Source organism: Flavihumibacter petaseus NBRC 106054 (genome assembly GCF_000974785.1).
GTDB classification, from domain to species: Bacteria; Bacteroidota; Bacteroidia; order Chitinophagales; family Chitinophagaceae; genus Flavihumibacter; species Flavihumibacter petaseus.
The window spans coordinates 943697-969667 of the sequence record NZ_BBWV01000002.1 but is presented as its reverse complement, the minus strand read 5'-3'; the positions used below and the strand labels follow the sequence as shown (position 1 = coordinate 969667).

The 25971-nt window shown below is 44.9% G+C and carries 19 protein-coding genes and 2 tRNA genes; 16 read left to right on the top strand and 5 right to left on the bottom strand.

What is annotated here, in order from left to right; all coding sequences use genetic code 11:
* Window positions 1-9 precede the first annotated feature (9 nt).
* The 12 genes from FPE01S_RS14110 to FPE01S_RS14055 all read left to right on the top strand — a co-directional run bounded on the left by FPE01S_RS14110 (window position 10) and on the right by FPE01S_RS14055 (window position 11242).
* A tRNA-Val gene (locus FPE01S_RS14110) sits at window positions 10-84 on the top strand.
* A gap of 78 nt (window positions 85-162) precedes the next feature.
* A tRNA-Val gene (locus tag FPE01S_RS14105) sits at window positions 163-237 on the top strand.
* Between the two features lie 1551 nt (window positions 238-1788).
* Window positions 1789-2712 (top strand): restriction endonuclease, encoded by a 924-nt coding sequence (locus FPE01S_RS14100; protein ID WP_046369570.1) that lies wholly within the window; start codon window positions 1789-1791, stop codon window positions 2710-2712.
* On the top strand, window positions 2709-3458 hold the full coding sequence (locus tag FPE01S_RS14095) for a hypothetical protein (protein WP_046369569.1): 750 nt from the start codon (window positions 2709-2711) through the stop codon (window positions 3456-3458). Before FPE01S_RS14100 ends, FPE01S_RS14095 begins: the two co-directional genes overlap by 4 nt.
* A gap of 173 nt (window positions 3459-3631) precedes the next feature.
* Window positions 3632-4255, top strand: a complete 624-nt coding sequence (locus tag FPE01S_RS14090; RefSeq protein ID WP_157474029.1) for a hypothetical protein — start codon at window positions 3632-3634, stop codon at window positions 4253-4255.
* Window positions 4256-4523: 268 nt separating this feature from the next.
* Window positions 4524-4787, top strand: a complete 264-nt coding sequence (locus FPE01S_RS14085) for a hypothetical protein (RefSeq protein ID WP_046369567.1) — start codon at window positions 4524-4526, stop codon at window positions 4785-4787.
* Between the two features lie 157 nt (window positions 4788-4944).
* Entirely contained in the window at window positions 4945-5334 is a 390-nt protein-coding gene (locus FPE01S_RS14080) for a hypothetical protein (RefSeq protein WP_046369566.1), read from the top strand.
* 223 nt (window positions 5335-5557) lie between these two features.
* Window positions 5558-6160, top strand: coding sequence for a hypothetical protein (locus FPE01S_RS14075; protein ID WP_046369565.1), 603 nt, complete (start codon window positions 5558-5560; stop codon window positions 6158-6160).
* A gap of 9 nt (window positions 6161-6169) precedes the next feature.
* Window positions 6170-7861 (top strand): hypothetical protein, encoded by a 1692-nt coding sequence (locus tag FPE01S_RS14070; RefSeq protein ID WP_157474028.1) that lies wholly within the window; start codon window positions 6170-6172, stop codon window positions 7859-7861.
* 383 nt (window positions 7862-8244) lie between these two features.
* Window positions 8245-9129: a DUF4365 domain-containing protein gene (locus FPE01S_RS14065; RefSeq protein ID WP_046369563.1), complete on the top strand. Its 885-nt coding sequence runs from the start codon at window positions 8245-8247 to the stop codon at window positions 9127-9129.
* A 268-nt stretch (window positions 9130-9397) separates the two neighbouring features.
* Window positions 9398-10534, top strand: a complete 1137-nt coding sequence (locus FPE01S_RS14060) for a hypothetical protein (protein ID WP_046369562.1) — start codon at window positions 9398-9400, stop codon at window positions 10532-10534.
* A 366-nt stretch (window positions 10535-10900) separates the two neighbouring features.
* Window positions 10901-11242 carry a DUF6438 domain-containing protein gene (locus tag FPE01S_RS14055; RefSeq protein ID WP_369403729.1) on the top strand — a complete coding sequence of 114 codons (342 nt, stop codon included), beginning with the start codon at window positions 10901-10903 and terminating at the stop codon, window positions 11240-11242.
* A gap of 14 nt (window positions 11243-11256) precedes the next feature.
* On the opposite strand, the gene FPE01S_RS14050 is transcribed toward FPE01S_RS14055, so the two are convergent.
* Complete coding sequence (locus FPE01S_RS14050) at window positions 11257-13293, bottom strand: site-specific recombinase (RefSeq protein ID WP_046369560.1); 2037 nt, start codon at window positions 13291-13293, stop codon at window positions 11257-11259.
* Between the two features lie 42 nt (window positions 13294-13335).
* Between FPE01S_RS14050 and FPE01S_RS14045 the strand changes: the two genes are divergently transcribed.
* Together FPE01S_RS14045 and aat are read left to right on the top strand one after the other, a co-directional pair.
* Window positions 13336-13665 carry an ATP-dependent Clp protease adaptor ClpS gene (locus tag FPE01S_RS14045; RefSeq protein ID WP_245624005.1) on the top strand — a complete coding sequence of 110 codons (330 nt, stop codon included), beginning with the start codon at window positions 13336-13338 and terminating at the stop codon, window positions 13663-13665.
* Window positions 13666-14310 carry a leucyl/phenylalanyl-tRNA--protein transferase gene (gene aat, locus FPE01S_RS14040; protein WP_046369559.1) on the top strand — a complete coding sequence of 215 codons (645 nt, stop codon included), beginning with the start codon at window positions 13666-13668 and terminating at the stop codon, window positions 14308-14310.
* A 29-nt stretch (window positions 14311-14339) separates the two neighbouring features.
* Here the strand turns inward: aat and FPE01S_RS14035 are convergent, their stop codons facing one another.
* From FPE01S_RS14035 to FPE01S_RS14025, 3 genes are all read right to left on the bottom strand, one after another.
* Window positions 14340-15071 (bottom strand): esterase family protein, encoded by a 732-nt coding sequence (locus FPE01S_RS14035; RefSeq protein ID WP_046369558.1) that lies wholly within the window; start codon window positions 15069-15071, stop codon window positions 14340-14342.
* Window positions 15072-15393: 322 nt separating this feature from the next.
* Window positions 15394-16707 (bottom strand): exonuclease domain-containing protein, encoded by a 1314-nt coding sequence (locus FPE01S_RS14030; protein WP_046369557.1) that lies wholly within the window; start codon window positions 16705-16707, stop codon window positions 15394-15396.
* A gap of 14 nt (window positions 16708-16721) precedes the next feature.
* Window positions 16722-19115, bottom strand: coding sequence for a mechanosensitive ion channel family protein (locus FPE01S_RS14025; RefSeq protein ID WP_046369556.1), 2394 nt, complete (start codon window positions 19113-19115; stop codon window positions 16722-16724).
* Between the two features lie 29 nt (window positions 19116-19144).
* Between FPE01S_RS14025 and FPE01S_RS14020 the strand changes: the two genes are divergently transcribed.
* Window positions 19145-21793 (top strand): valine--tRNA ligase, encoded by a 2649-nt coding sequence (locus FPE01S_RS14020; protein ID WP_046369555.1) that lies wholly within the window; start codon window positions 19145-19147, stop codon window positions 21791-21793.
* Between the two features lie 74 nt (window positions 21794-21867).
* Window positions 21868-22500, top strand: a complete 633-nt coding sequence (locus FPE01S_RS26345; protein ID WP_046369554.1) for a phosphatase PAP2 family protein — start codon at window positions 21868-21870, stop codon at window positions 22498-22500.
* Between the two features lie 614 nt (window positions 22501-23114).
* On the opposite strand, the gene FPE01S_RS14005 is transcribed toward FPE01S_RS26345, so the two are convergent.
* Entirely contained in the window at window positions 23115-25946 is a 2832-nt protein-coding gene (locus FPE01S_RS14005; RefSeq protein WP_046369552.1) for a TolB family protein, read from the bottom strand.
* Window positions 25947-25971 lie beyond the last annotated feature (25 nt).

Genomic DNA, 25971 nt, shown 5'->3' with positions numbered 1-25971 from the left:
AAGCATCCTGGGAGCATAGCTCAGCTGGTTCAGAGCAGCTGCCTTACAAGCAGCGGGTCCGCGGTTCGAATCCGTGTGCTCCCACTACCGAAAGGTATCAGACAGGAAATCAACAACAGAAAGTCGTTACGAAATCAACAGATCTTTTTAACAGTAGACTTAGGGAGCATAGCTCAGCTGGTTCAGAGCAGCTGCCTTACAAGCAGCGGGTCCGCGGTTCGAATCCGTGTGCTCCCACAAACAACTCGCAGAAGGCCTGGAATTATCCGGGCCTTTTTCGTTTTATAGCGCTGACCGATAACGAAAAAACTAATCCCCGGCAATGGCGTTTATGCTGTTACCGTAGAAAGGATCGATCCCCGCACCGGTCAGAAAACACAACTTAAAATGCCCGGCTGGTGCTCCGCCAATTTTGGCTGAAAATCAGGATTTTTTAAGGCGCCCCTTTCAAGCAAAAGCGAAAAGTTTCACCAGAGCTTATATCTCCCTGTAAATCAGCCTGATACTTACCTTAAGGTTACTTTACCCTTGCTTTACCCTTGCTTTGGAAGCGTGTTTATATTGGGGGAGACCCCATATTAAAGCAAGGATAAAGCAATGATAAAGGAAATTTAAAGGAACTTTAAAGCAAGGACAAAATGCTCAACTGTCATCAACTCCTCTTCTCGTCTTTTTCCGCCTTTTAACTGCCACCGGAATGCCGATTTGCCCATTCCCATCATCTACCCGAATTACGTCCGTCTGCCTGCCAACCAGCCCTGCCCCCAGCCAGGGATAGCACCTCCCGGCTTCCTTCAATTTCCCGCATTTTCAATGACCTGGATACAAAATTAGCCAGTAATCTGATCCGGGAAAGAGGTTTGGGACGGTCTCAGATATTTCCAGGGACGGTCTCAGATATTTGCCGGGACAGAGAGTCAATTACACCTCGGAAAGAACTCGGAAAACGGTCTTTGCTCCCTATGCAGGACCACACGTTTACCTCGAATTCCGAGGTGTACACTTCGAATTTAGAGGCAATCCCGAGTACCCAGCGAGGTAAATTTGAGGTCCAACAGACTTTGAACAGACTTACCAACGAGGTCAAACAATATCCCTGTAACGATCAAACCTGGCTCCGGTTTTTGCATTCTCCCGGATTGCCAATCGATTCCTCGGTGGTCTTGATATCGATATCTATCCGACTTGCTCCGTACTCTTCCCAAAACACCGGAGACACAGGAGCATCGCGCATAGTAGTTGCGAAATACAATCCGAAATTATTATCTTAGAAATGCTAAACCTTAATCCTGGTTAAACAAGTCTCATACCGTCATCATTTGACCGGAATAATATCTGGTAGGTCGCTATTCTCACCCACAGTTGCATTTGGGGACGTAAAGAAGATACAACCAAATTTTACTGGTAGACCAGCAAAATTCCAGCCCTGTTTCAACATCCTGGTAGGCGGTAAACCTACAGCTACACATGTTTAGATGACAGTGAGCAAATTAGTTTTCCGGAAGGTTTTTGCAAAAACATATAGCGTAAATATTGGCACCCGGCTCATGGTCGACCTGCATTGTCTACCTGTGAGTGAGGAGGCGAAGCATTCGCGACTATCAACGGAAAATCACCTCAAACTTTAAAAATATCACCTTGCGCATTGCCGCAACTGTACAATACAAAATGCGCAGTTTTTTACACTGACCATCAGATTACTAACAAAAAAAGCCCCATGCGGCTATTTGCTTATAATTACATAAACACATACGTTACCAGTAATGCTATGACAACCGAAAACAACAAATGAGTTTTACAGAAAAGAAAATATCAGTTCAAACATTGCTAGCTCTAAAAGATGCTCTAACAAACATTTTTTGGACAAAAAAAGACCTTCGGCAATTTATTGAGTTAACTCTTGAAAATCCCTTAATCGTTTCGACCATTGATTGGACTGAAAACACGAAACTTGAAAGTGTTTCTCAAATCATTGACCGAATGGCTAAGCGACAAGATTTGTATCAGACGGACTTATTAAAACTAATTCAAGAGACAGGCAATTTCAATGACTTTTCTCACCTGAAAATGTGGGATGATGCTGAAACTAAAATCAAGAAAGCAAAAACTGCGGTCGAGAAACTAAGAAACAATACAAAAGGATATTTTGATACGATTGAAGAACTAAAAAAAGCTGAACAAGCAAGAGCAACTAATCAGGCGAAAATAAAAGAAAGCATTACTTACCAGCAAAGGTTAGATGAATTAAAATCGAAATTCTTTGAAATAGCAATTAACGACAACCACCAAAATAGAGGACATCAATTAGAAAAATTCCTGAATGAACTTTTTACATTCTTTGACTTAGACCCCAAAAGTTCTTTTAAAATAACAGGCGAACAAATTGATGGCTCATTTACATTCGACAACACTGACTACTTGCTTGAAGCTAAGTGGCAGAAGAAACAAATTGATGCACAAGAGCTTTATGGATTTGGTGGGAAAATTCAAGGTAAACTAAAAAATACTTTGGGGCTATACGTTTCCTTGGAGGGCTACTCAGTTGAAAGCACAAAGACAGAAAATCCCTCAGTAAAAGCAATTATTCTGATGGACGGTTCAGACCTAATGCAAATACTTGAAGGTCGTATTAAATTAACTGACATGCTTTATATTAAAAGGCGGCATGCTGCACAAACAGGTGAAATATATTACAGAATTGTTGGTATATGACAGAACAAAATAAACAAGATGCATTAAGTATCTTAGGCAATGGACTTGCTAAAATTGTAAATAATTACAGTGAAAATGCTTTGCTCATTAATTCATGCTTTGTTGCTGCTGATAGGTATCGGACAATTACTGGCACCACAGGACTCTCGACTACAGTAAACATTCCAGTTGAATTGCGACTTGACAACGAAATCGATGTTCAATATACAAACGAAGATTTAGTAAGAAAGTACAGTTTGGACGTTCAGAACATTGTTTTTCAAAATTATGTAATTGCTTCTGTTTCACTTGTAGATGCTACTTTGGAAGACCTTTATGAGCATTTCATAAAAGTTTACAATCCTGCCATCACAGAAGCCGAATTAGAAAAGCAAATTCGTAACGCTTGGACGAATGATAATTTATTGACCTTTCTAACCAACCCAGGTAGTGTTCATCTGCAAAAACCAAATGACAAGCAAACTGAATTTTCGGAAGCATTTATGCGTTATTCAGAGTTACGTATATTAAGACACTCTTTATTGCATACCAATGGAAAGTTGTCTGACAAAAATCATCAAAAGTTGCAAGATAACTTAGCAAATACACCAAACAAACGGAAACATTTTGCTATGGCAAATTCCCCACTTTTCAATGCAAACAGAGAAATTGTGTTATCAATTAATCATATTTTGTCTATTAGGCAGTATCTGGACAGATTCCTTATGTATTTGTATCAATCAATAAATGAAAGACCAATTGTATAAATGTACGAAGCACTACTGGTAACACGGGTTTTGCGTTAGGCGGGCGGACGTGCAAGCTTTGGGCTGTGTGCAACTATTAAACATTAGTAATAAACTGAAACTTTGTGCTTCGAAATCCGCCCGAACGCAAAGCCCGAAAACGTTATAGGGCATTTTAATTCGACACTCAAAAAGTGATGATTATTTTAAGCAACATAGAGAAACTTAGGTTGACTGCAGAAATTAATGACAAGGTTGTTGATAGCTCAATGCTTTTTGACACCAAAACTAAAAATGCATTCAAAAGGCTTTCGAAACAAATAAAGGAAATTCTGCTAAATGAACCGAAGATTACTTCTTATGGCTTAAACACATTAAAGAACTCTTTGCTGACATATTGGAACGAAAGCATTAAGCCCGATACTGAAAAATTTTGGACAGAACTGAAATTAAACGGAATTGACTTCGAAAGGAAAGAACCTTTGAAATTTGCTTTAGACAAAAAACGGTTTAGACAAGTTGAACAAGGAATTGACGCACGAAATCATTGGATTGAATTAAAAAATCAGAAAGAAATTCAACAACGGTTTTCCATAACAGAAATCCAGGAGATTGAAGACATAATTTCAAAAGACGAAAACAGTAGAATTGAAATTTTGAAAAAGTGCTTAAGAAAAAAAGAAATTCCTCAGTCACAGTATTTGAAATTTGGTGAGTGTATGGCTTATGCAACCAACTGCAGACTGTGGGACAAGTACTTTAGTCAATCTGAAGTTGAAGAGCTGTATATAATCTGGAAGAATTTTAGAAGCAAATAGAATGCCCTATAACTTGGGGTTTACTGCTATGGCGCGGCGACTGAATAAATTTCAACTATGAATATGCATCAGCAGTAGTTCGAGCTGACGAATAAATCCAGCCTTTGGGTTCCAATATTCGACAACAAAATAGAACCGGGCAGCGGTTCGAGGATGGATGTTCAATGAATGCCGCCTCAGCAGAAAGCCTTGTCCGTTAGCGGCAATTGCAAAAAAACCTAAAATTGGGTCTTAATGAAATGGCTTTACTAAAAGACACCTTCTAATAATGAGACATTTTCTATCCTCCAAGAGACAACTCCCTCCATTTATCAATAGGAAAATTGAAGCCAGACTCTCTAATATAGAAAGCCAATTAAAATCTATAAATGAAAACCTAAATAAAAAAGGAAGTAATTTATTTCTTTATATAACAATATTAGGAGCAATCGTTGTTTTCCTTTCCACTTTCATTGAAAAGTATTTGATACCTGATGCCAAATATAAAAATGATTATCATGAAAATAATGAGAGTTTGTATGGTGGCAAATGAGAGAATTGAAAATGATTTATGAGACCAATCTAACTAATTTTCGAGCTTTTGACTCTTGTAGAAATGCTTATTATAATACAATACTACCTTATTTGATGCTCGAATACAATTTGGTAGAGATACTCTCAAAAGGTCCCATAATTAAAAAAAAGACCGAATGAGTAAAGTGACCATGGATAGTATTATCAATGAAAATAAACTACTTTATGATGAAATGATGTCTTACCATGATAATTGGTACAAAGATACTTCTTCTATTCGTCGAGACTCTGCAAGAGGGCCTTTTAAACTCATTGCTAAGAATAAATATATTGACTCTCTTGAAATGCTTTTAACAAGAGTTAGAAACAGGTATGACAGTGTCACGAAACCAAAAATATACATGATACAACAACGTTTGCATGAATATGAAGACACCCAATCTGATATGGAAGATATTTTAAAATATGTTACGTTGTTTGGCGCCTTGATTACTCTTATTGGAACTGTGGGAGGAACTAAAAAAAATAGACTAAGTTTAGACTTCTTCTATATTAACTGCCGCTAACAAAAATAATGCTGGCAAGTGGGGCGGACGGAAGAATAATCAGCAGTATTCATAGCTGTACTTTGGTTTGGGCTTGACAAGCAACGCTGGACATTAGTTCATAACTTTAACAAAATATTTTCAATCAGCTGTTGTTCCAGGCAGGACAAACAATGAATATCCCACCTGCAGCAATACTGGTTCGTTGTGTGCCAGTTAAAACGACGACCCTAAAAATTATACAATGAACGACGACATAATTTTTGACTACGAAAAAGAAGCAATACTATTTATACAGAACAAAGTATTTGCAGGGATTTACGACACAGATTCAATATTTGGCTTGCTTAACCAGACAGAGGAATTTGTCCAACAAACAAACGTAATCACACAAATTTCAATTGACATTGAAAATGCAGAAGATACAGCTGAGTTACTTCTACCTAAGCTTAGATATGCTATAAAAAATGAGGATATAAAACTTTTGGATGCCATTTTAGATGGACTAAAAGCTGCTGCATCTGTTAACTATTTTCAAGGAAGCCCACCCGACAAAACAATACCTGCAATTACTGGTGTAATTGCAGCTTTAATAAAACTGGGCAGGGACTTATTAAAAGGAGTGAGACTAAATTCAAGAGAGCTGTTACTTTTAGTTATATTAAAAAAAGATGGTGCAACTGAGATAAGTGTTTTAAGAGAACAATTATTAGGCAAAAAAATAGACATAGAGGAAAAAGAGCTTTTAATAATAATTGGAGACCTTTCTCAAAAGAAATCTTTAATAGGTACTAATGTTTCATTAGTTGCAAAAACAACAGATGGCAGGTGGGTAACAACTATATAAATATGAAATATGGATTCCATCTTAGATGAAATATCAAATGCAATTTCTAGTGGAAGTAAAAATCCTTTTGTTGACCCTTTAGCTAACATGGCATACATAGGAGAAATCAATGCTTTAGAGAATTGGGAGAAACAAGTCGAAATATTTAAAGACCCTAAATTTTTACGATACTTTCTGCATGAGAGTACACATCATTCTTCATTTACTGGACCAGTTGGAGGCGCTTTCTCTAAATTAGCATTAAGTTGTCAATGTTTTTTTTTGGAAGTTGGTGCTGGGCAAGAAAAATACAACTTAGCAACAAGAGACATATTAGTTTATCATTTTGCGTGGCGTTTATTTGAACCTTTATTTGAAGGTTTGGCGTTATTCCAAGAACATGATGTCATTCCAGGTACTTCATCATGTGCAACAAATACAACTTTATTTTTGGCAAGAGCAGTTTTTGAGCTTTCATTAAAACAACCAATAAACCATGAGTTCAATATTTATACTTTCTTAGAAACCCATTTAAAAGAATTAAGAACTAAGTCCGTAAACTGGCAATGCTCGAAGGAAGAAATTTTAAAATTATCAATTGAACAAAGGCCTTACTATCTCTTGGGATATTTAGCTATAAAATCTACATATCAAAGACTTTGTTTTAAGTGTAGAAAAATTGCAGAAGACCCTGATTTGTTTGTAGTACTTATGAATGATTTCTGGTTTCAAGATTATAAAATAGAACATATCATATTAGGTTCGTTACAAAAAGATAACGATTATTCTATTGAGGCACAATACACAACCCATATCTTAAGTGAATACATTCAAGACAAATGGGACTTGCTATTTAGAAATATTGAAAGTTATATTGAAGAGTGTGAAAACTATTTAACAAAGAAAAATCAAACTGAACCTTCTTATAGAAATATTGAATTCAAAAATGATTATAGTATAATAGGCGGGATACGACATGCTTCACTTTCATTAAATATCTACTTCCCTAAAATATTTAAATTTAGAAAAGAATTACGCTATTCATTAGAAGAAAGAGTAAGGTTTGAATGTGATGGCATTACCAAGCAGATAATGTTATTTTCAAAATTTGGGGATGCAACTATACCTACGATAGAAAAATTAGAAAAAGGAAAGTATTTAGGAACTGTAGAAGCATTTTTATCCATGACAGAGTATAAGCCAATTGTGATAATTACCGATGGTAATATCCCAGTCGCAATATTTGACCCGATTTTAGTAGAATGGAATGCAAATAATCTAATCGAAGAATATGATTCGTTTCCAGCTTATCCTGAAATTATAAAGCTTAAGAATAAAATAAGTGAGTTTAAATTTATTGATGAAAATTCTGAACTAAAAAGAAACATTAAACATAATGAAAATGAAGCTGACAAATATATCTTAGGTGTTTATGGGCAACTTGCCTTCGTACGAAATTCTGAAGATTCTCTAAAAGTTTGTAAAAAATTAAGTGACAAAGGCTTTCATACTATACTCAATAAATTATTTGAAAAAGTTGCGAAATGGTCTTTATGGACTGGATGCAGAACGTGGGACTTAATTACTTATTCTGAGAATACTAAACAACCATTAGATACAATAATTGACGAAGTAAATGAAATAAATGAAGCATGTAATAAGGCTATTAATTGGGAGCCTTTTACTATCTACAAAGACAGATATCTTGTTAGTAAATTCTGATCCATGACAATAAACGGCACACAACATTGGTAATGCTGAGTGGGGCTGGATGTTGAAACTTCGTATGTTTGCATCGCTGTACTTTAGTTCCAGCAGAAGAATATCAATTTGGCTTTTTTTTGTTAACTTCAACTTTATGTTTTCAACTGGGCAGTGGTTCCGAGCTGGACGTTATTTATATCCCACCTGCAGCAATACCTACTCGTTGCACGCAATTATAGTTCAGCATCGGTTCGGGCAGGACAAGCAACTTTGAGCCAAGTAAATTCATCAAATCTAATTTCTATCTTCAACATCGGTAGGCCGGTCTTGACGAAATACTATTTCTCAGCCTTCGCTAATACCTGGTCATTGTGCGTAATTTTTAATGACTTGTTATATCTATGCCAGAATTTAACCCAACAGAAAGAATAGGAGTAAATGCAGTTGAAGCGATATTTTTAAAAGACTTCAAATGGATATTTCGAGAACAGCCAATATCTGACATGGGTATTGATGCACATGTTGAAATAGCTAACGAAGGTATTCCCACAGGACAGTTGATATCTTTACAAATCAAAACTGGTGAAAGTCACTTTCAATCGAATGAGGACCATTTAATTTATTATGGAAGTTCAAGACATCTTGAATATTGGGTTAATCATTCATTGCCCGTAATCTTAATCGCTCATCTACCTAATACAAATGAAACATTTTGGGAGTTAGTTACATTAAAGAATGTAAATTTTACAAAAAAGGCTTGGAAAATTAATATCCCTCGTAAGCAAGTTCTAAGCTCTATATTTCTTGATGAATTAATGCAAATTGGAGGTGGTACAGAAGAGATGCTGAGAAAGAGAAAACTATTCATAGATAAGCCGCTAATGGATGTGATTAAGCAAGAGGGAAAGGTGTCTGTAGTGTTTATGGAATGGCTTCATAAATCTTTAAATAGAACACAAATAAGTATTATCATTACGAAAAAAGGGAAAGAAAGTACGGCAAGAGAATGGGCCGTAGCTTATGCTGGATATGAAACTGAAGAGATAATGAGGTTGATTTTTCCTTGGGCAGAGGCAACAATTGACGAGGATTTTTATGATGAGCATCTCGATGAAGACTCATTATCCGGAACGTATAATTTAGATTGGCTTTACAAGCAAGAGTTTTATCCATATAGGGTCCAAATGGATGAAGTTGCAGACTTTAGGTTACAATTATCACTTAATGAACTAGGTAAAGGTTTTTTGAATTACATTGATTTTGTAGAAAATGGAAAAACATTTTAATATTGCCTTACTAAGTAGTCACAAATAAAACTAACTCACAACAAAAGTATTTGCAAAGCTTGTCGGACGGAAGATCAATCGACTGTAAATTGCTCTGTACTACATCTGAGCTGGACGGAATTTTACTCAGCAATTAGTTGTTAGCCTGTATTTTTAATCACTAATCGGCATCGGTTCCGGGCTGGACAAATAACAACACCAAGCCTTGGAAAATACTCCGTCGTTGTATGCCATATTAAATCAACACCCCACTTCTTAAATTAAATCTATGCAATTTGAATTCGTAAGCGATGATACATTCCAAATGATACTCGAAAGAGATTATGAGGAAGTTCAGAAATGCATAGAGACAAAGTCAGCTAAATCAGTACTTGTACTTTCAGGAAGCATCGTTGAAGCCCTGCTGTCTGACTATTTTATCGAGAATTTGCCAGCGGGACAAACCCAAGCTACAATACTAGCTACGACGCTTGCAGCATTACTTGACATGGCCGAAGCAGAGGCGATAATTACAAGAAGTGAAAAAAACCTTGCTACTGTTATTAAAGATTATAGAAATCTTATTCACCCAGGAAGAGAAGTTAGAAAAAATGAGCAATTTGATTTTGAGACGGCTCAACTTGCATTTCAAATATTGAATTTGCTTATTCGAAAAATTCAAAGAAAATACCGAGAGAAATTTGCTTACACAGCGGAAGATATATTAAATAGTTTAAATGAAGATTGGAACTATAATTCGATATATTCAACAGTAATAACAAGACTGAGTACTGGTGAAAAAAATAACCTTATCGACGCTTTTGTTGATATTGAAAATAAGGAAAAATCAAAGTTCATTCATTATGAAGGAAAGTTTGAATACGCCGAGAAGTACCCAGAAATAAGTGATGTCAAAGGCTATGTTATCGAATTGAAGCCATTATTGAGACAGGAAACGATCAAATCCTATTTGAAAGAGCTTATAATATCCGTAACATCTGGACATAGTCTTCAAGCTGTATCTCTTTATAATTTGTTTCATGAAGATTTACATTTACTGTCTGAAGATGACCAGTTTATGGTAGTCACCTACATGTTTAGTCTTTTAGGAAACATACTTGAAAACTATAGAGAGTTGGCAGCTGATAAAACTTTTTCTACAATAGGCAAGTATGCTAAAGGTGATAAGGGGAAACAACTTTTGAAGGATTTCTGTTCGTTTGCAATTCCTCACTTTGGAGGGAAAGCAATAGATTTTGAAATTGATTTGTTAGAGCAAATCTTATACTCATTTCCTGAAGATGTAAAAGATGAAGCACTCGAAGACCTAAAACAAAATTTATTGCCATTAGAAAAAGTGCCGAAAGACATTATCGAAAATTTTGTAACACCAGTAATAAAAAGGGGATTACTAAAATTTGAATAAATAAGGCATTCAACATTGGTATTGCCAATAGTAGGGCTTGAAATTGGAGCAGAATGCCGCCGTAATTCTACTGTACTTCGGTTCGGGCTCGACGAACAAAATCAAGCTTTAGATCTTAGTATTTAACTTTATCAATTCCCTGGCTCAAGATTGGGTTTCGGTGTGATGGTCAAAATTGACGGTGAAGAATATATTCTAAGCTTTGGGCTGGAAAACAAAAACGAAAAAACTTTATGGAAGCCAGCCATCTCTGCGTCTTTCCGGCAATACCATGAAGCTGATTTCATTTTTGCCCATCATTTTGATGATTACAGGCTGTTCAAATAATAAGCTTGAGTTTTCACAAATTGACTTCGCTGCGGAAGCTTGTTTGGGGACTTGCCTAATTTTTCAATGGCAATTTCAAATGACGGAACTGCTACTACTTACGATGCGCAAATATATAATAGTCACCGGGGTCATTTCCGAACTATTATCAGGAAAGAGCAAATGGACAGTCTAAAAACCCTACTTCAAAATGCAGAGGTATTTATTTTAGATGACAATTACTCAACTATAGTGACAGACCATCCGAGATACACTTTGACGATTAAAGATAAAAATGGGCGCGTCAAGACAATTGAAGATTACGGGCCAAGCGGGCCAGACGAGTTGGAAAAAATATATGACCTGATATTTTCTTTTCGTGACGCTCAATCATGGAAATAAAATGGTTCCGTCAACTACACATCCTCTACCCTTCTAGGTTTTTTCGGGGGGAAGAACATGTCGCCCGGGTATTTTCTGAAATAGCGCCAGATATGACCGAAGATTTCGGGATAGTCGCGCAGGTGAATGCCGCGGGATTTGACGGCTACGAAAAAGGCCAGGGAGAAACTGACGAAAAAGTTCAGGAAGCCGATGCCCAGTACGCCCAGTACCACCGTCAGCAGGTAAGTCCAGGATACATTATGGTCCACGCCGAAATAGCCGATCGCTGTATTTCCGGCCGAGATCGTGATGTGCCGGATATCAAAAGGGATCCCGAAGATCTTGCCAACCGAGGCCGACATGCCGAGGAAAAAGCCAAGAGAAATGCTTCCGGTCATCGACCCGGCATTCCGGTTCACAAAATCCACCAGCCTGTTCAGCCGCCGCGGCTTCATGGAATGACTCAACACCGGGTGCTGCCGGATCCGCTCATTCAGCCGCCCAAATACCACGTGATTTTCTACATAGCCGGATATAATGCCGCTTAAAAACAGGAACACCCCAGTGAAACAGGCATACAGCAACGAAAAAGAATGCCACGGATGCTGTGCCTCTAATAGCTGGAATGCATGTGCGCCATCAACGATCTTATACCCGGTGAAATGATCCATCGCCCATACGATGGCATAGGTAAAGGGAAACACCACGAGCAGGTTCCCCGCGAAGGAGGCCGTCTGGCTCCTCACAATATTCGCCATCGCGATCGCAAAATGCCTGAGATCAGGCTGCCCCACATTCTTTTTGCTGTCGAGTGAGCCGGCTACGGCTGAAGCGGTATAGGCAGGTTGCTTGGTCGCCAGCGTGGTATTGGTCTGATCCATCAGCACGAAACCCGCTGCATAGTTGATGCTATAGGTAAACCCCATCCAAAAGGGCGCAAAAGGCAACTTGCCGATCAGGTTCTTGATCACCGCCACAAAACTGACGATCACACCGCCCCCGGCTGCACTGCGAAACATCCGCCGGTACTCCCCACGGTTGGTGGTGATAAACTTCTCCCCCTTCTTCCCCTTATGTTCCGCGATCTGGTAGGCTAGTAAGCCAAGGTTGTCGGACAAAAACTCCCGCAGGCTGTTTTTCTTGTTCTCATTGGTGACAACCGTGATAAAATAGGTGATGAACCTGTCCTCATCCAGCTGGTGGTCACGGTCAAGCACATCCGAAATGATCAGCATCCTGTCCACATGCTGCAGTATCCGCGTGGTCAGAAAGGTCTGCGCCAGGCTGGTGCCATGATACAGTTTCTGTTCCCGCAGCCAGATCACACTCTGGCGGCAGTTGTACAATTGCTCCTGGATATTGTACAGCAGCATGGTTTGCTGGTGCTGCGAAACAGTGGGCCCATCAGCCCGTTGCCCATCCAGGAACCGGATCACGAGTCGATTCTGCTCCAGGAAAGGCGCCACCGCCTCCGGGTGATGCCCATACCGCTGGGCCACTTCCTTTTCCAGTCCCAGTGTCGTTAACCGGAAAGAAAGGATCCGGAAAGCTTGCTCCAACTGCTGCAAGAGCTGCCGGTCATTCATGTTGATGTAGATGCGCAGCATCCGGAACAACCGCTTCCAGTAATCGCGGTGCACGCCTTCCACCCAGATATGATCGGTTGATTTGTAAAAAACGTGACTGATCACGTACAGGAAATCTGTCTTTTCCTGGATCTCCGGCAACACCTTGTGCTTGAGCTTGCTGCCCAGTTCCTGCACAAAGCCACGGGAGCCGATCAGCCCGCTTTCAATCAGCGCCGGCAGCAATTCACTGTTGATAAACTGGCTGCGGAGCGCTTCCCGCAGGGCGATCAATACCGAAACATCTTCCTGCAACCGCAACAGTTGCTTTTGGAATTTTTCCTCCGCCTCGGCAATACGACCCGGCCGCGAGGGACGGATCTGCTTCACCCATTCCACCAGGAAATCCAGTCCACCGGCTGGTGGAGACGGGTTTTCCGTTGGTGGAACTGAGGTTTTGTTTCCTGGTGACACATCTTCTGTAGAGTTTTCGCTATAAGCCATACGTTGACATTATCCTGCCGATCGCTTTCAAAATTACAATTGTTGGCTAATTTTACCGGCAAAGAAACGCTGATGCTGAATTATAAGGAAGACCATGATCACGAGTTCCACGAAGAGGTTGAAGTTTTGACGGAAACAGGTTCGCCCTACCAATTGATCGTATGGAATGACGAAGTGAATACTTTCGACTGGGTGATTGAAACACTGATCGCTGTATGCGGGCACACACCGGAACAGGCAGAGCAATGTGCCCTTTTTATACATACCAAGGGTAAATACGGGGTGAAAAATGGCGAGTATGACGAACTGAAACCCATGTGTGATGCCATTACGGAACGCGGCATCGGCGCAACGATCGAAATCACTGCCTAGATGCCGCTTTACCTGCTGGATCATACGCTGACCTTCCCTCCTGTTGAACTGGCCGAACCCGACGGCATGCTGGCCGTCGGCGGCGACCTCTCCACGGAACGTTTGTTAAAAGCATACCGCCTCGGGATCTTTCCCTGGTATGATGAACCGCCGATCTGCTGGTGGTGCCCCGACCCGCGTTTCGTGTTGTTCCCTGCTGAACTGAAAGTGAGTAAATCCATGCGCACGGTGTTGCAGAACGGCCGTTTCGAATTCAGGGTAAATTATGCCTTCCGGGAAGTAATGACAGCCTGCCAGCAGGCCAGGCGCCGCGGACAGGATGGTACCTGGATCAATGAAGAGATCATCGACGCCTATACGGCACTTCACGAACAGGGTTATGCCTGGAGCGCCGAAGCATGGCAACAGGGCCAATTGGTGGGCGGACTGTATGGCATCCGGCTGGGGAAAGTCTTTTTTGGCGAAAGCATGTTCTCCGCGGTATCCAATGCCAGCAAATTTGCCTTTATTCAATGGGTGCGGCAACTCGAAAGCGAAGGCGTTGTATTGATTGACTGCCAGGTGCACACGGAGCACCTGGAAAGCCTCGGTGCGAGGTTTATTTCCCGCGAATCATTTACAACAATGCTGGACCAATACTGCTGATCAGAACTGGTCAGAACCTGCTATACCGGTCAGAACCGGGTGCCCAGGTAATGCGGCAGCATCTGCCGCCAGGTCGGCCAGTCGTGCCTGATGTCATGCCCCCAGATATCCAGTTCATACCAGATATTTTTACTATAAAGAATACCCGCCAGCCGCCTCGCCGCATCGGGGTCTTCATGATCGCCGCTGCCACTGAGCAGGTGGATATGATGACTGCTGCGAATTTGTTCGAGGATGTTGTGATCGGCCAGGTTGGGCAGGTAGTGCGCGGGACTGTTATAATAAACATCTTCATCGAAATAGCCCTTGGTGTATTCGGTGAGGTCGTACACCCCGCTCATGCAGATACAGCCGTTCAGCAGGTCGGGCCGCCGGAAAAACAGGTTGGCGGAATGCAGGGCACCAAAGGAGGCTCCTGAAACGATGATCATGGTATCGGGACTGGTATGCTGCCGGATAAAGGGAATGACCTCCGCAAAAACATACTGGTTCCACTGCTGGTGGCGGATCGACTGCGTGCGGGGCTCCACTGCCGGGTTCATCCAGCTCTCCCGGTTGATGCTGTCTATAGAAAAAACTTTTACCCGTCCCGCATCAATAAATGGCCGGATCGATTCAATCAGCTGGAAACGTTCGTACTCGAGGTAGTCTGCCGCCGCCGTCGGAATCAGCAACAACGCCATACCATAATGACCGTAAACTGCCATCGGCATCTCCTTTTGCAGGGCCGGACTGAACCAGGACGTGAGCTGTCTTTCCATGTTGCATCTTTATTGTAAAATACAAGAAATTGTGCGGCCAGCCGGCGGTAAAAATTTGGGCATTTGGGTAATTTACCCTATATTGTTGAGCAATAGTCCGTCCCGGCACCTCGATTCCACCCATCCCTTGAAACCATCCACCCGTGCAATCATTATTTACGAATAAATGGTTTACTATGAGACGTTTGTTTGACCTATCTCAAGCTAGTACCGGAAAACTGTTATTGATCGTTTTGGCCCTTTATGGTACCATCGCAGCCATTACCTGGCTGGTTTGGAGGTAACGGTCACCGACAGTTCGGTTCGAAAGACAGGAACCTGTTCAGACCAGGTCAAGGCGAGTGAAGTTTTTTTTGCCCGAGCACTGGTAAAGTAGCCCCCTGATATAATCATTATCTGGGGACGGTGAAAGCTTTTCTTTCCAGTAAGCCAGTTCCGGCGTTAATTCCTCGTCCTGTCCGACGCACCCCATCCCCCAGAATCTTCCTTTTTCAACAAGGTAGGCAGCCGCTGACTCCGGTTGCAAAGGATCCTTTTCCAGTAACAGGAAGGTCGGCAGGTTTGCCTCCACCTCACTGATGGCTGCTTCTATTTTACTGTTATAGGATTCCGGCGATTCCTCCAGCCGGGATGCAATCAGCTCGTCACTGGCGGACCCCAGCATCCGGCGCAGGTAGTTTTGTCCCTCGGGGATGAAATCAAATGTATAGATCGCGGGCAGGTAGGCTTTCTTCTTTTCGATCACCAGTTGCAGGTAACCACTGTTATCATGGAAGCGGTACAGGCCGTATTTGTGGTGATACTTCTTCTGGCTCCGGTTGAACACAGGCCAGAGCTTCCTGATCTCATGACTTTCCAGGATCAACGACATCAGTTCGCTGTAACAGGTCTGGAACCGGATATTGTAAACCTGCCGCAGCAGCTCCTGCTTCCGCCTGCTGCTGTCATTATTGGAAAAATGACTGCGCACCCGCTTCTGCAGGTTAATGGCCTTGCCCACATAGATCACCTCTTTTTTCTGGTTCTCGAAATAGTATACGCCGGGTTGCCCAGGCAGGTTGACCAGGCACTCCACGGGCAGGTGCGGCGGCAGGAACTGCTCTGCATTCTTACCCCGGATCATTTTTGTCAATTCCTGCTGGTGATCGGCGTTCACCAGCCTTTCAAATAAAATGGCTGTGGCTGCAGCATCTCCCATCGCGCGGTGGCGGTCGTTGTTGGTGATCTCCAGCTGCCGGCAGATATTGCCCAGGGAATAGCTGGGCAACCCCGGCATGATCTTCCTGGCCAGCCTTACCGTACACAGCTTTTTCACCGGCAGGGAATAACCGCATTCCTCCAGGTGATGCCGGATAAAGGAAAAGTCGAAATTCACATTGTGGGCTACAAAGACCCTGTTCCGAAGCAGTTCATGAATATGCGGGGCAATGGTTTTGAACAGCGGTGCTTCGGCAACCATGCGGTCATCGATTCCGGTGAGTGCGGTGATATAACGGGGGATGGTCCGCAGCGGGTTTACCAGGGTGGCATAACGGCCCTCCTCTTCTTTTCCATTATGCAGGATAATAGCAATCTCGGTAATGCCGTTGGAAGCGGCAAAACCACCGGTCGTTTCAATATCTACAATGGCATACACCCTGCAAAGCTAAATTATTTAGTAATATTCCGGAGTACATTTTCATCAATGGAACGGATATGAAGATCCTGCTGGGCATAGGGAATTTCGATTTCGTTTTCTTCCAGTGCCTTATACAGCACTTTCAGCATGGTGCTGCGCAGCGACACCCATTGATCGAATTCATTGGTCCAGAACAACACCCGCATGTTCACGGAACTGGCCGACATTTCCGACCAGATAATGGAAGGTGCCGGCTGCGCCAGGATATCTTTCGCTTCCAGCAGTTTTTGCTGCACAATTTTTTCCGCTTTATCCAGGTCGGTACCGTAGGCGACACCGATCACAATCTCTATCCGCCGGAAAGTATTGCTATGGGTCCAGTTGATCAGGCGTTGCGAAATGAAATCGCCATTGGGCACAATGATATCTGCGCCGTCGGCCGTAGCGATCTTGCTGGCGCGGATCCCGATCTCCTTCACCCGGCCCGAGTGTTGCCCTATTTCAATCACATCACCCACATCCATAGGTTTCTCAAAGGCGAGGATAACACCACTCACCAGGTTATTGACGATATTCTGCAGGCCGAACCCGATACCCAAACCAAGCGCGCCGATGATGATAGCCAGCTTATCCAACGGAATTCCGGCTGCCCCCATGGCAAGAAAAAATCCGACAGAAAGGATCAGCAAACGGATCAGCAACATCCAGGATCCTATCCTGTTCTTTCCGGACACACCTATCTGTGGTTCCCTGCCGGAAAAAACAAAGCTGATCAGGTTCGCCAGCTGAACGGCAATCCAGAGCACCGCAATAAAAATGAGGATGCTGCCAAAAGTAAAATCAACATTGCCGATATGCCGGGTAGTATTCATGAACCCGGTCATCAGCTCTATGACACTATCCATCATGTTCAGGCTCCACACGAAAGCGGTGAGCCAGAACAGCACACCCACAAATACCAGTATGCGCCGCAATTTGCTGCGGATATGACTGAACTGGATATAATTGCCGATCGCACTGTTCTTATTGGCTTCCAGCCAGAGGTACACCGCTTCAATCAGGATTTCTACCAGCAGGTAGAACGACAGCGCATGCGCCAACGCGATGGCTGCGCTGTTGCTCAGTACTTTGGCCAGCGTAAATCGTCCCAGTATGTTTAACAGGAAAGAAAGCACGTTGGCAATGCCGAAAAAGATGATTACTTCGTTCTGGAATACGGGGTAACTTTTAGAAGATACCCGCACCTCCTGGTACAATTGCCAGGCAGTAAAAACTGCCAGTCCGGACAGGATCAGCATCCACCAGCGTTCGCCCTTCGTGATTACCGGCAACAGGTTGTCATACCCAAAACAGATAAATAGCAGTACGACCAGGATCCAATAGCGCCGGTAGCGCTCCGACCAGTCGGACCAGGCCAATGCCGTGGCCACCAGCAACATGCCGGCCCACAGGAATTCGATATATACGGCCGGCGGACTGGAAGAAACAAACGGCGTTAAGGTCAGGAACACCAGCAGGCAGCACAATTCCGGGCCGCGGCGGAGATACAGCACCGGCTCCAGCAAACCGGGCAATTGCTGCTTTTTGATCTTGAACAGGCTTCTCCGGATCCACCAGAAGCAGCCTCCGGCAAGCAGCAAAATCCAGGCTGCAGGCTCCCAGTTATCGCGCAGGTAATACCGGATCAGGCGGATATTAGGATCAAAAGACCGCCAGAGCGACTGCCAGAAATTAATCGGTTCCTTCCCGGATTTCTCCCAGAGAAAGGGCTCCGTTTTGGATAGCATGGAACGCTTGATGTTGCGGATCCGGAAATTGATCTCATCCAGCACATCCGTTCCATCCATAATGGCTTCCCCTACATTGTGCAGCAGCCGGGAAAGATTGCCTGACTGAACCGCATAAGCACCAGTCATCGTTTGCCACCGGGTACGCTGCTCCTGGAACTGAAGCTGGTACAAATGATAAATGGCTGTATCCGCTTTGAGTTGGCGGAACAGCGAATCATTCACATCCCGCACCACATTTCCTCTTAACTGCAGGAGATTTGCCGTGAACTTTTCCAAAGTCTTCTGCCACTCCGTCAACTGGCTGAGCGACTGGTGCACAATGACCCGTTCGGCACTCAGGCTCCGGAGATTGAGGTGGATCTCTTTATCATACAGGTTCTGTTTCAGTTTCTGCAGCGTGCCCCGGATCCCCGGAAGGTTTTCGCTGATCTCTGTCGTATCGAGCCCGCGCAGCAATACGCTGTTGATCTGGTTCATGTCCGCCGTCAGCTTTTCCATTTTCCTGACAAGCTGTGCAGACAGGGAATCATTACCGGTAAGGCCGCTGATCTGCGGCGCCAGGGAATCCTGGGCAAAAGCCAGGTACGGCATCCAAAGGAGGATCATCCAAAGCAGCCGGTTCCGGTAGGTGTTCATAGGTTCAATTTAAGTATTTTTGCCTCCTTATGGAATTGAGTAAGAATTTTAACCCGGCCACAGCAGAGGTGCACTGGACACAACACTGGAGAGCTAAACGATATTTCAACAGCAAACCCGATCACCGGCAACCCTTCACCGTCGTGATCCCGCCGCCCAATGTTACCGGGGTGCTCCATATGGGCCATACCCTGAATGAAACAGTACAGGACATCCTCGTCCGCAAAGCAAGAATGAGCGGATTCAATGCCTGCTGGGTACCCGGCAGTGACCACGCTTCCATCGCCACGGAAGCCAAAGTGGTTCAGATGCTCGAAAAAGAAAAAGGCATTCACAAAGCCGACCTGAGCCGTGAGGAATTCCTCAAATATGCTTTCGAATGGAAAGATAAATACGGCGGCATCATCTACAACCAGATCGAAAGACTGGGTTGCAGTGTGGACTGGGACCGGGTGACTTTCACGATGGATGACCACTATTACAAAGCGGTCATCAAGGTCTTTATTGATCTGTATGAAAAAGGACTGATCTACCGCGGCGCCAGGATGATCAACTGGGACCCCTCAGCAAAGACGGCCCTCAGCGACGAAGAAGTGGAATACAAGGAAGTTCAGGGCAAATTGTATCATATCCGGTACCCGCTCGAAAATGGTGGTGAACTGGTGATCGCTACACAACGTCCGGAAACCATCATGGGCGATACGGCGATCTGTGTGAATCCTGAGGATCCGCGGTATGCGAATCTCCAGGGCGCCTATGCCCTCGTGCCGTTGATCAACCGCCGCATCCCGGTGATCTTCGATACTTATGTTGATCCTGCATTTGGTACCGGGGCCCTGAAAGTGACGCCGGCCCACGATATCAACGACTACAACCTGGGACTGAAACATAACCTGGAAGTGGTGGATACCCTAAACGATGACGGCACCCTCAGCGAAGCGGCCCAGATCTATATCGGGACCGATCGTTTCAAGGCGCGTAAGCTTATCGTAGCAGAACTCGAAGAAAAAGGATTTCTGATCAAGGCGGAAGACTATCATACGCGCGTGGGTTACAGCCAGCGGACCGGCGTCGTGGTGGAACCAAAAATCTCAACCCAGTGGTTCCTCAAAATGCGCGAGATGGCCGAGCCGGCATTGAATGCCGTATTGAGCGGTGATATCCGCATCCACCCGGGTGATAAATTCCTGGCGACTTACCGCTACTGGCTGGAAAATGTAAAGGACTGGTGTATCAGCCGGCAATTGTGGTGGGGACAACAGATTCCCGCCTGGTACAATAGTGACGGGGTTTGTGTGGTTGCTGCCGATCGTGCCGGCGCCGTAAAAGCCTTCGCGGAAAAAGGAATCAGCGTGGAAGAAAGCGCTGTTACCCAGGACGCCGATGTGCTGGATACCTGGTTCTCCTCCTGGCTGTGGCCGATGGAAGTATTCAACGGCATTACGGAACCGGATAATGAAGAATTCAAATATTACTATCCCACTTCTGTTTTGGTAACCGGTCAGGATATCATCTTCTTCTGGGTGGCCCGGATGGTGATGGCCGGCATGGAATACCAGCAGGAGCGCCCTTTCCGCGATGTTTATTTTACCGGGATGGTACGCGATAAGCAGGGTCGCAAGATGAGCAAAAGCCTGGGCAATTCGCCCGACCTGCTCGAACTGATCGACAAATACGGCGCAGACGCAGTACGCTTCGGCATTATGATCTCCTCTCCTGCGGGCAACGACTTGTTGTTTGATGAGAGTGCACTGGAGCAGGGCCGCAACTTCAACAACAAGATGTGGAATGCCGCCAAACTGATCCAGCTCTGGAAGGAAAAAGCAACCGATGTTGCGGCACCTTCCGGAGATGCATGGGCACACCGCTGGTTTGAGACCCGCCTGATGGAAGTTCGGGTGGAAGTGGAACAGTTGCTGGCACAGTTCCGGTTAAGCGAAGCGTTGAAAACGATCTATTCGCTGATCTGGGATGATTTCTGCAGCTGGTATCTTGAATGGATCAAACCCGGTTTCGGAGAACCGATGAGCAATAGCAGCCTGCAGCAGTGTATCCGTTTCTTTGAATCGCTGGTGCAGCTGTTGCATCCCTATATGCCCTTTATTACGGAGGAGATCTATCATGCACTTTCCGAAAGGAAGGATGGCGACGACCTTTGCATGCTGCAGTTTCCTTCTGTGGAAGTACAGGTGGCTGCGCTGGAAAACAATGCAGCCCGCGCTGTTCTTGCTGAAGGACAGCTCCTGAAAAACATCATCAGCGGCCTGCGGGATGCCCGCAACAAGGCGCAGCTGAAGCCAAAGGAAACGGTCAGCCTGTTTATTGATTCGCCGGATCGTGATCAGTATACTGCGATCAGGGTTATTCTCTCCCGCCAGGTAAATGCCGCATCCGTAGAATTCACCGGTGAAGCGATCGCGCAATCCATCACCGCTGTTATCGGGAAGGAAAGGTTTTACCTCCAGACCGAACAACCCCTGGAAACCGGAAACCAGAAAGAAGACCTGTTAAAAGAGCTGGAATACCTGAAAGGATTTCTTGCATCTGTAGAAAAGAAACTGGGCAATGAGCGGTTTGTGTCAAATGCCAAACCGGAAATCGTTGAAATGGAAAGGCGCAAGCAACAGGACGCAGAAGGAAAGATCAAAGTGATCGAAGAAAGTCTCGCCACCATGTGATCTTTTCCTTAATCAATTGTAAAAGGGCGGCCGGTGGCCGCTTTTTTAATGCTATTTAGGTAGGTTTACATTATATGAAACTACCCCGCATACTGCTGGCATTTCTGGCCCTGTCATTCAGCAGTATGCGGGTGACAGCACAGGCACCAGCCATCGATAAAACAACCCTGATGGAGTTCATGGAGGACCGCACCCATGGGCACATGGAATTTTACCAGGGCATTTCCAATTCTACAGGAGCAATCAGTTTCGCTGTCCCGGTAAGCCTGTTTGTCGCCGCGCAGGTGCGGCACGATCCGGCCATGACCCGGAAAGCCCTGTATATAGGCGAAAGCATTGCCGTTTCCAGCCTGTTCACCACCGTGTTGAAACATACGGTCAACCGGACGCGTCCATCTAAAGACTACCCCGGTTTGATCATACCCGAAAGTTCAGGAGGTAGTCCGTCTTTTCCTTCTGGGCATACATCACAGGCATTCTCCACGGCGACAGCCCTGTTTATTGCTTATCCCAAATGGTATGTAGGTGTTCCGGCTTTCGGCTGGGCATCACTGGTGGGTTATTCCAGGATGTACCTCGGCGTTCACTACCCGAGTGATGTTGCGGCCGGCGCACTGCTGGGCGCAGGGTCAGCCTGGCTCACGCTGAAAGCCAACCAGTGGATCAATCACCAGCATTTTAAAAAACGGTCTTTGGTTTTGAATTGACAGCGGGCTTTGGCCTTGAATTGACAGCTGTTTTGCCGCTATTGGGCGACAGGTATCCAGTTTTCAAAATATTGCAATTTCAGAAACTGAGTGAAATGAGCCACCCACCTACGCTAAAGCTTCGGTGGGCAAAGCCCGCCTTCGCTGAAGTTACGGCAGTCGAAGCCCTTCTTAGCCAAGCCTACGGGGCAAAGCCAGCCTGCATTTGGTAGCCGTATGTGAAATAAACGTTTAGAGTATAGTTTTATTAAACGGGTAGTTCTGTTTACCGGGTAAATAAGATTTAGCCTCCGACAGGAAAATTGCCAGTGTTGACAGCATAACCATGTGATACGGATCAGCATTGCTTCATCAGCCAAAGCTTTAGTGGGGGCTGGCTTCAGGTTGGTTAATGCAGTTGGTTAAGGCAGCATGGTTTGCATCTTTGCAACAACCGTCTATAAACGCGCAGGGTTGTGAAACGCAGTCTGGTGGCTCATTTCACTCAGTTTTATGAATTACCATTTTTCATAAAAGCACCTCCCTCCTTCGCCAAGGCTACGGAGGGCAAAGCCCACCTTCACTAAAGCTACTGCCTGCGCTGAAGCTCCGGCAGTCAAAGCCTACCGCAATTTTTACTGGACAACAGGAGTTTTTGAATTCACACCAGCCGGAATCAGGTTAACGGGTAGGATGAATTCAAAACGGTTGGATCCGGTGTAACCATTCCGATCCGGATCCAGTAACCGGGAATAGCGTATCCCGAAACTTACCGGCAACTGGTTCCACCATTTCGAATCGATCAACAGTTCGATGCCGGTTGACCGGAATTGCTGGTAGTCTGCTGACTGCAACAACTGCACGTCTTTCGCATAAGCATGGTCATAAAACACGTTGGCTCTTACCCGGAGCAGGTAAACGATCTGAAATAACCCGGCATCCGGATAAAACAAAGGCAACGCGTAGTTGACGCCCCATTTGAGGGACCGGTAATAGTTGACATCATTGTACCCCCGTGCAAAGGGCATTTCATCGGTAAAACGAATGCCGCTGGTACTATCCCTGAATTGTCCTGCACCATTGAGCACAATACTGTGATTGGGAAACAGGCCCGGGAAATAAAGATTGGTGGTGGCAAGCAATTGTTCTGAATCAAACAGCTTGATGGCATGCCGGTAATGAAGCCTTAAAGTTTGCGCAAACGGGGGATTGAATTGCTGAACTGCCTGCAGTGATTGATTCGTAAACCTAACCTCTTCATCGAGGTAGTAGTAATCCGGATTCCCAATCTGGGATTTTTCCGGCTCATGGAAATAAGTTTTGTCGTATACGAGTTTTACAGATCCGGACAGGTTGCGGATTGACCGCCCGCGACTCAGGTTGAGTGGAACGCCAACCCCCAGGGACAGCTCCGTTTCATTCCAGAAAATCTCGCGTTGCTGAAAGATGCCCCTTCGGTCGATGGTATAATTCACGCCTGCCTGCAGCCAGGGAAACCAGCCGGCATAGGTGCCGGAAAAACCAAACTGCTTATAGCCCTCGTTGCGGTTATACACAAAGCTTAAGGCACTCTGAAAAGTATTCAGCGGATTCTGGCTCATGACACTGAAGCTGAATTCCGGCTCTTCATAATACGGCAGCCAGCTGTGAAACTGAAACAGCCGGGTGGTCTTCCGATAGCGGTGTGCAGCAAACCCCGTATCCTGGCCTGGTGCGGAAAGATCATTCCACGAAGACACCAGGGCCGCTACCTGCAAGGGATCTGAAACCGATAATGCCGTTTCCGGAACCGGCTTTGGCCGCAGGCTACCAGCTGGCACACGAATAATTTTCTGGCCATTGGCACTGAACTGCATCCAGGTCAGCGCACCCTTATGAAAATCAGGTTGATACTGCCCCAACCTGCTGCTGTCTGCAATGGTATTGTCCCATTGCTGCAGCCCTTTACCATCAGTGGTGCAGGAGAAGATCCTGTCTACACCTCCCGTTGATGCGGTAAAATAAATTGAGCCCTCCCTGAAACGGGGATAGCCAATAACTGTATTTGCCCAGTGGAAAAGCAGCGTTTCCACACCCGTATGAAGATCAATAGCCAGTAGATTCATTTGTGCACTGGCATTACGTACGGCCACAACTATTTTATCACCCGCAAATGCCGGGTGCGCGTATACATAATTCCCGGTATTGGGAAGTCGCCGGAGCAACCTGCCGGCAGCGTCCAGCAGATCGAGTGCGTTGGCAGCGCCGGGATCGTTATAAACCGCTACAATGGAGTCTGAAGAAGGTGACAATGCGGGCGAGAAATACCGCGTGTTCCGGGTGATCCGTTTCTGTTTACCGCTATGTATATCCAGCAGCTGCAGTTCAGAATAATCCTTCCATCCCCACCTGGCATCAGGTCGATAGGCAGCGTAAACAAGCAGGCCGCCGGCGTAGGAAAAGTAATTGTCGAGCCCCCTGTCTTTAGTGCGGATCTTTTCCTCCTTTCCATCTTTTCGCAGGTAAAACGCAGCTACCCTTTTATAACTGGACTTCAGGAACAGTAATTCGCCCGCTTCAGTCGTAAAGGGATTTTCCTCGTTTACAACCGGTTGTTTGTCTCTTTGACCCGCTTCATGGGCTACAAGGATACTGCGGCTCTTGTTCAGCGCGCTATCGGCAAATTCAGGAAAACTGCGTCCGGTTGACTTCCGGACAGCGCGCTGCAACGGATAAAAAAGTCCTTTCATCGCGGCTGCGTCTTGTGTTACCGGCTTCCAGAAATTATTGCCATACCGGTTTCGCCCATACGCAACCAGCTGGTACCCCAGGTCGTAGTGGCCGGGAACAAAGTCCACCAGGGAACCGTTACGCAGCTTCATATACCGGTAATGGGTACCCGCTTCCCAGATTGCCCGGTAGCCTTCATAGAAATTAGGCAACCTTCCCCTTCCCTGCCTGCTCAGGAAAGTTTCCTGGTAAACGGCATCACCTTCAAAGAACCAGTCAGGTACGGTTAGTGCATTGGCAAAGGCTTGTCCCTGCTGCCCCAGCAAAATGCTGAAGACTTTGGCCAGTCCCCGGTTAAAATTGCTGTATTGTTCAACATGCCTGTATTCATGAAGTGCGAGTTGATCCGTCCACGTTATGCTTCCCTGGGAAAAGGGGTTTGCCGGGGAAGTCAACATGAATTCCGACCGGAACGGCGCAAGGGCGACATAGCCATTGGAAACAGTTGTCAGCGGCTGAAGGATCAGGCTTAGTTTCCTGCGATGGTCGCCGATACTGGAATCCTGCAGGTTATCGATACGCTGCAACAAAGTTGCGACCCTGGAGCCAGTGGAATCAAATCCCTGTGGGAAGATAATGCTGGTCTTTTTCAGCTCGATGGCCTGCCAGCGGATGGCGGGTGGATTGCCGCCAAAATGTTGTGCAAAAACAGCAGTAGTGATCAGCAACATCCCAACCGGAAGGAGTCTTTTTACCATCGGGTAGCAATTATGAGTCAATATT

Bases quoted from the DNA above. Each gene is read 5' to 3' on its own strand.
- FPE01S_RS14050 (WP_046369560.1), bottom strand. From the start codon at position 13,293: ATGGCTTATAGCGAAAACTCTACAGAAGATGTGTCACCAGGAAACAAA.
- FPE01S_RS14065 (WP_046369563.1), top strand. From the start codon at position 8,245: ATGCCAGAATTTAACCCAACAGAAAGAATAGGAGTAAATGCAGTTGAA.
- FPE01S_RS14005 (WP_046369552.1), bottom strand. From the start codon at position 25,946: ATGGTAAAAAGACTCCTTCCGGTTGGGATGTTGCTGATCACTACTGCT.
- FPE01S_RS14025 (WP_046369556.1), bottom strand. From the start codon at position 19,115: ATGAACACCTACCGGAACCGGCTGCTTTGGATGATCCTCCTTTGGATG.
- FPE01S_RS14020 (WP_046369555.1), top strand. From the start codon at position 19,145: ATGGAATTGAGTAAGAATTTTAACCCGGCCACAGCAGAGGTGCACTGG.
- FPE01S_RS14100 (WP_046369570.1), top strand. From the start codon at position 1,789: ATGAGTTTTACAGAAAAGAAAATATCAGTTCAAACATTGCTAGCTCTA.
- FPE01S_RS14080 (WP_046369566.1), top strand. From the start codon at position 4,945: ATGAGTAAAGTGACCATGGATAGTATTATCAATGAAAATAAACTACTT.
- FPE01S_RS14060 (WP_046369562.1), top strand. From the start codon at position 9,398: ATGCAATTTGAATTCGTAAGCGATGATACATTCCAAATGATACTCGAA.
- FPE01S_RS26345 (WP_046369554.1), top strand. From the start codon at position 21,868: ATGAAACTACCCCGCATACTGCTGGCATTTCTGGCCCTGTCATTCAGC.
- FPE01S_RS14075 (WP_046369565.1), top strand. From the start codon at position 5,558: ATGAACGACGACATAATTTTTGACTACGAAAAAGAAGCAATACTATTT.
- FPE01S_RS14035 (WP_046369558.1), bottom strand. From the start codon at position 15,071: ATGGAAAGACAGCTCACGTCCTGGTTCAGTCCGGCCCTGCAAAAGGAG.
- FPE01S_RS14070 (WP_157474028.1), top strand. From the start codon at position 6,170: ATGGATTCCATCTTAGATGAAATATCAAATGCAATTTCTAGTGGAAGT.
- FPE01S_RS14095 (WP_046369569.1), top strand. From the start codon at position 2,709: ATGACAGAACAAAATAAACAAGATGCATTAAGTATCTTAGGCAATGGA.
- FPE01S_RS14085 (WP_046369567.1), top strand. From the start codon at position 4,524: ATGAGACATTTTCTATCCTCCAAGAGACAACTCCCTCCATTTATCAAT.
- aat (WP_046369559.1), top strand. From the start codon at position 13,666: ATGCCGCTTTACCTGCTGGATCATACGCTGACCTTCCCTCCTGTTGAA.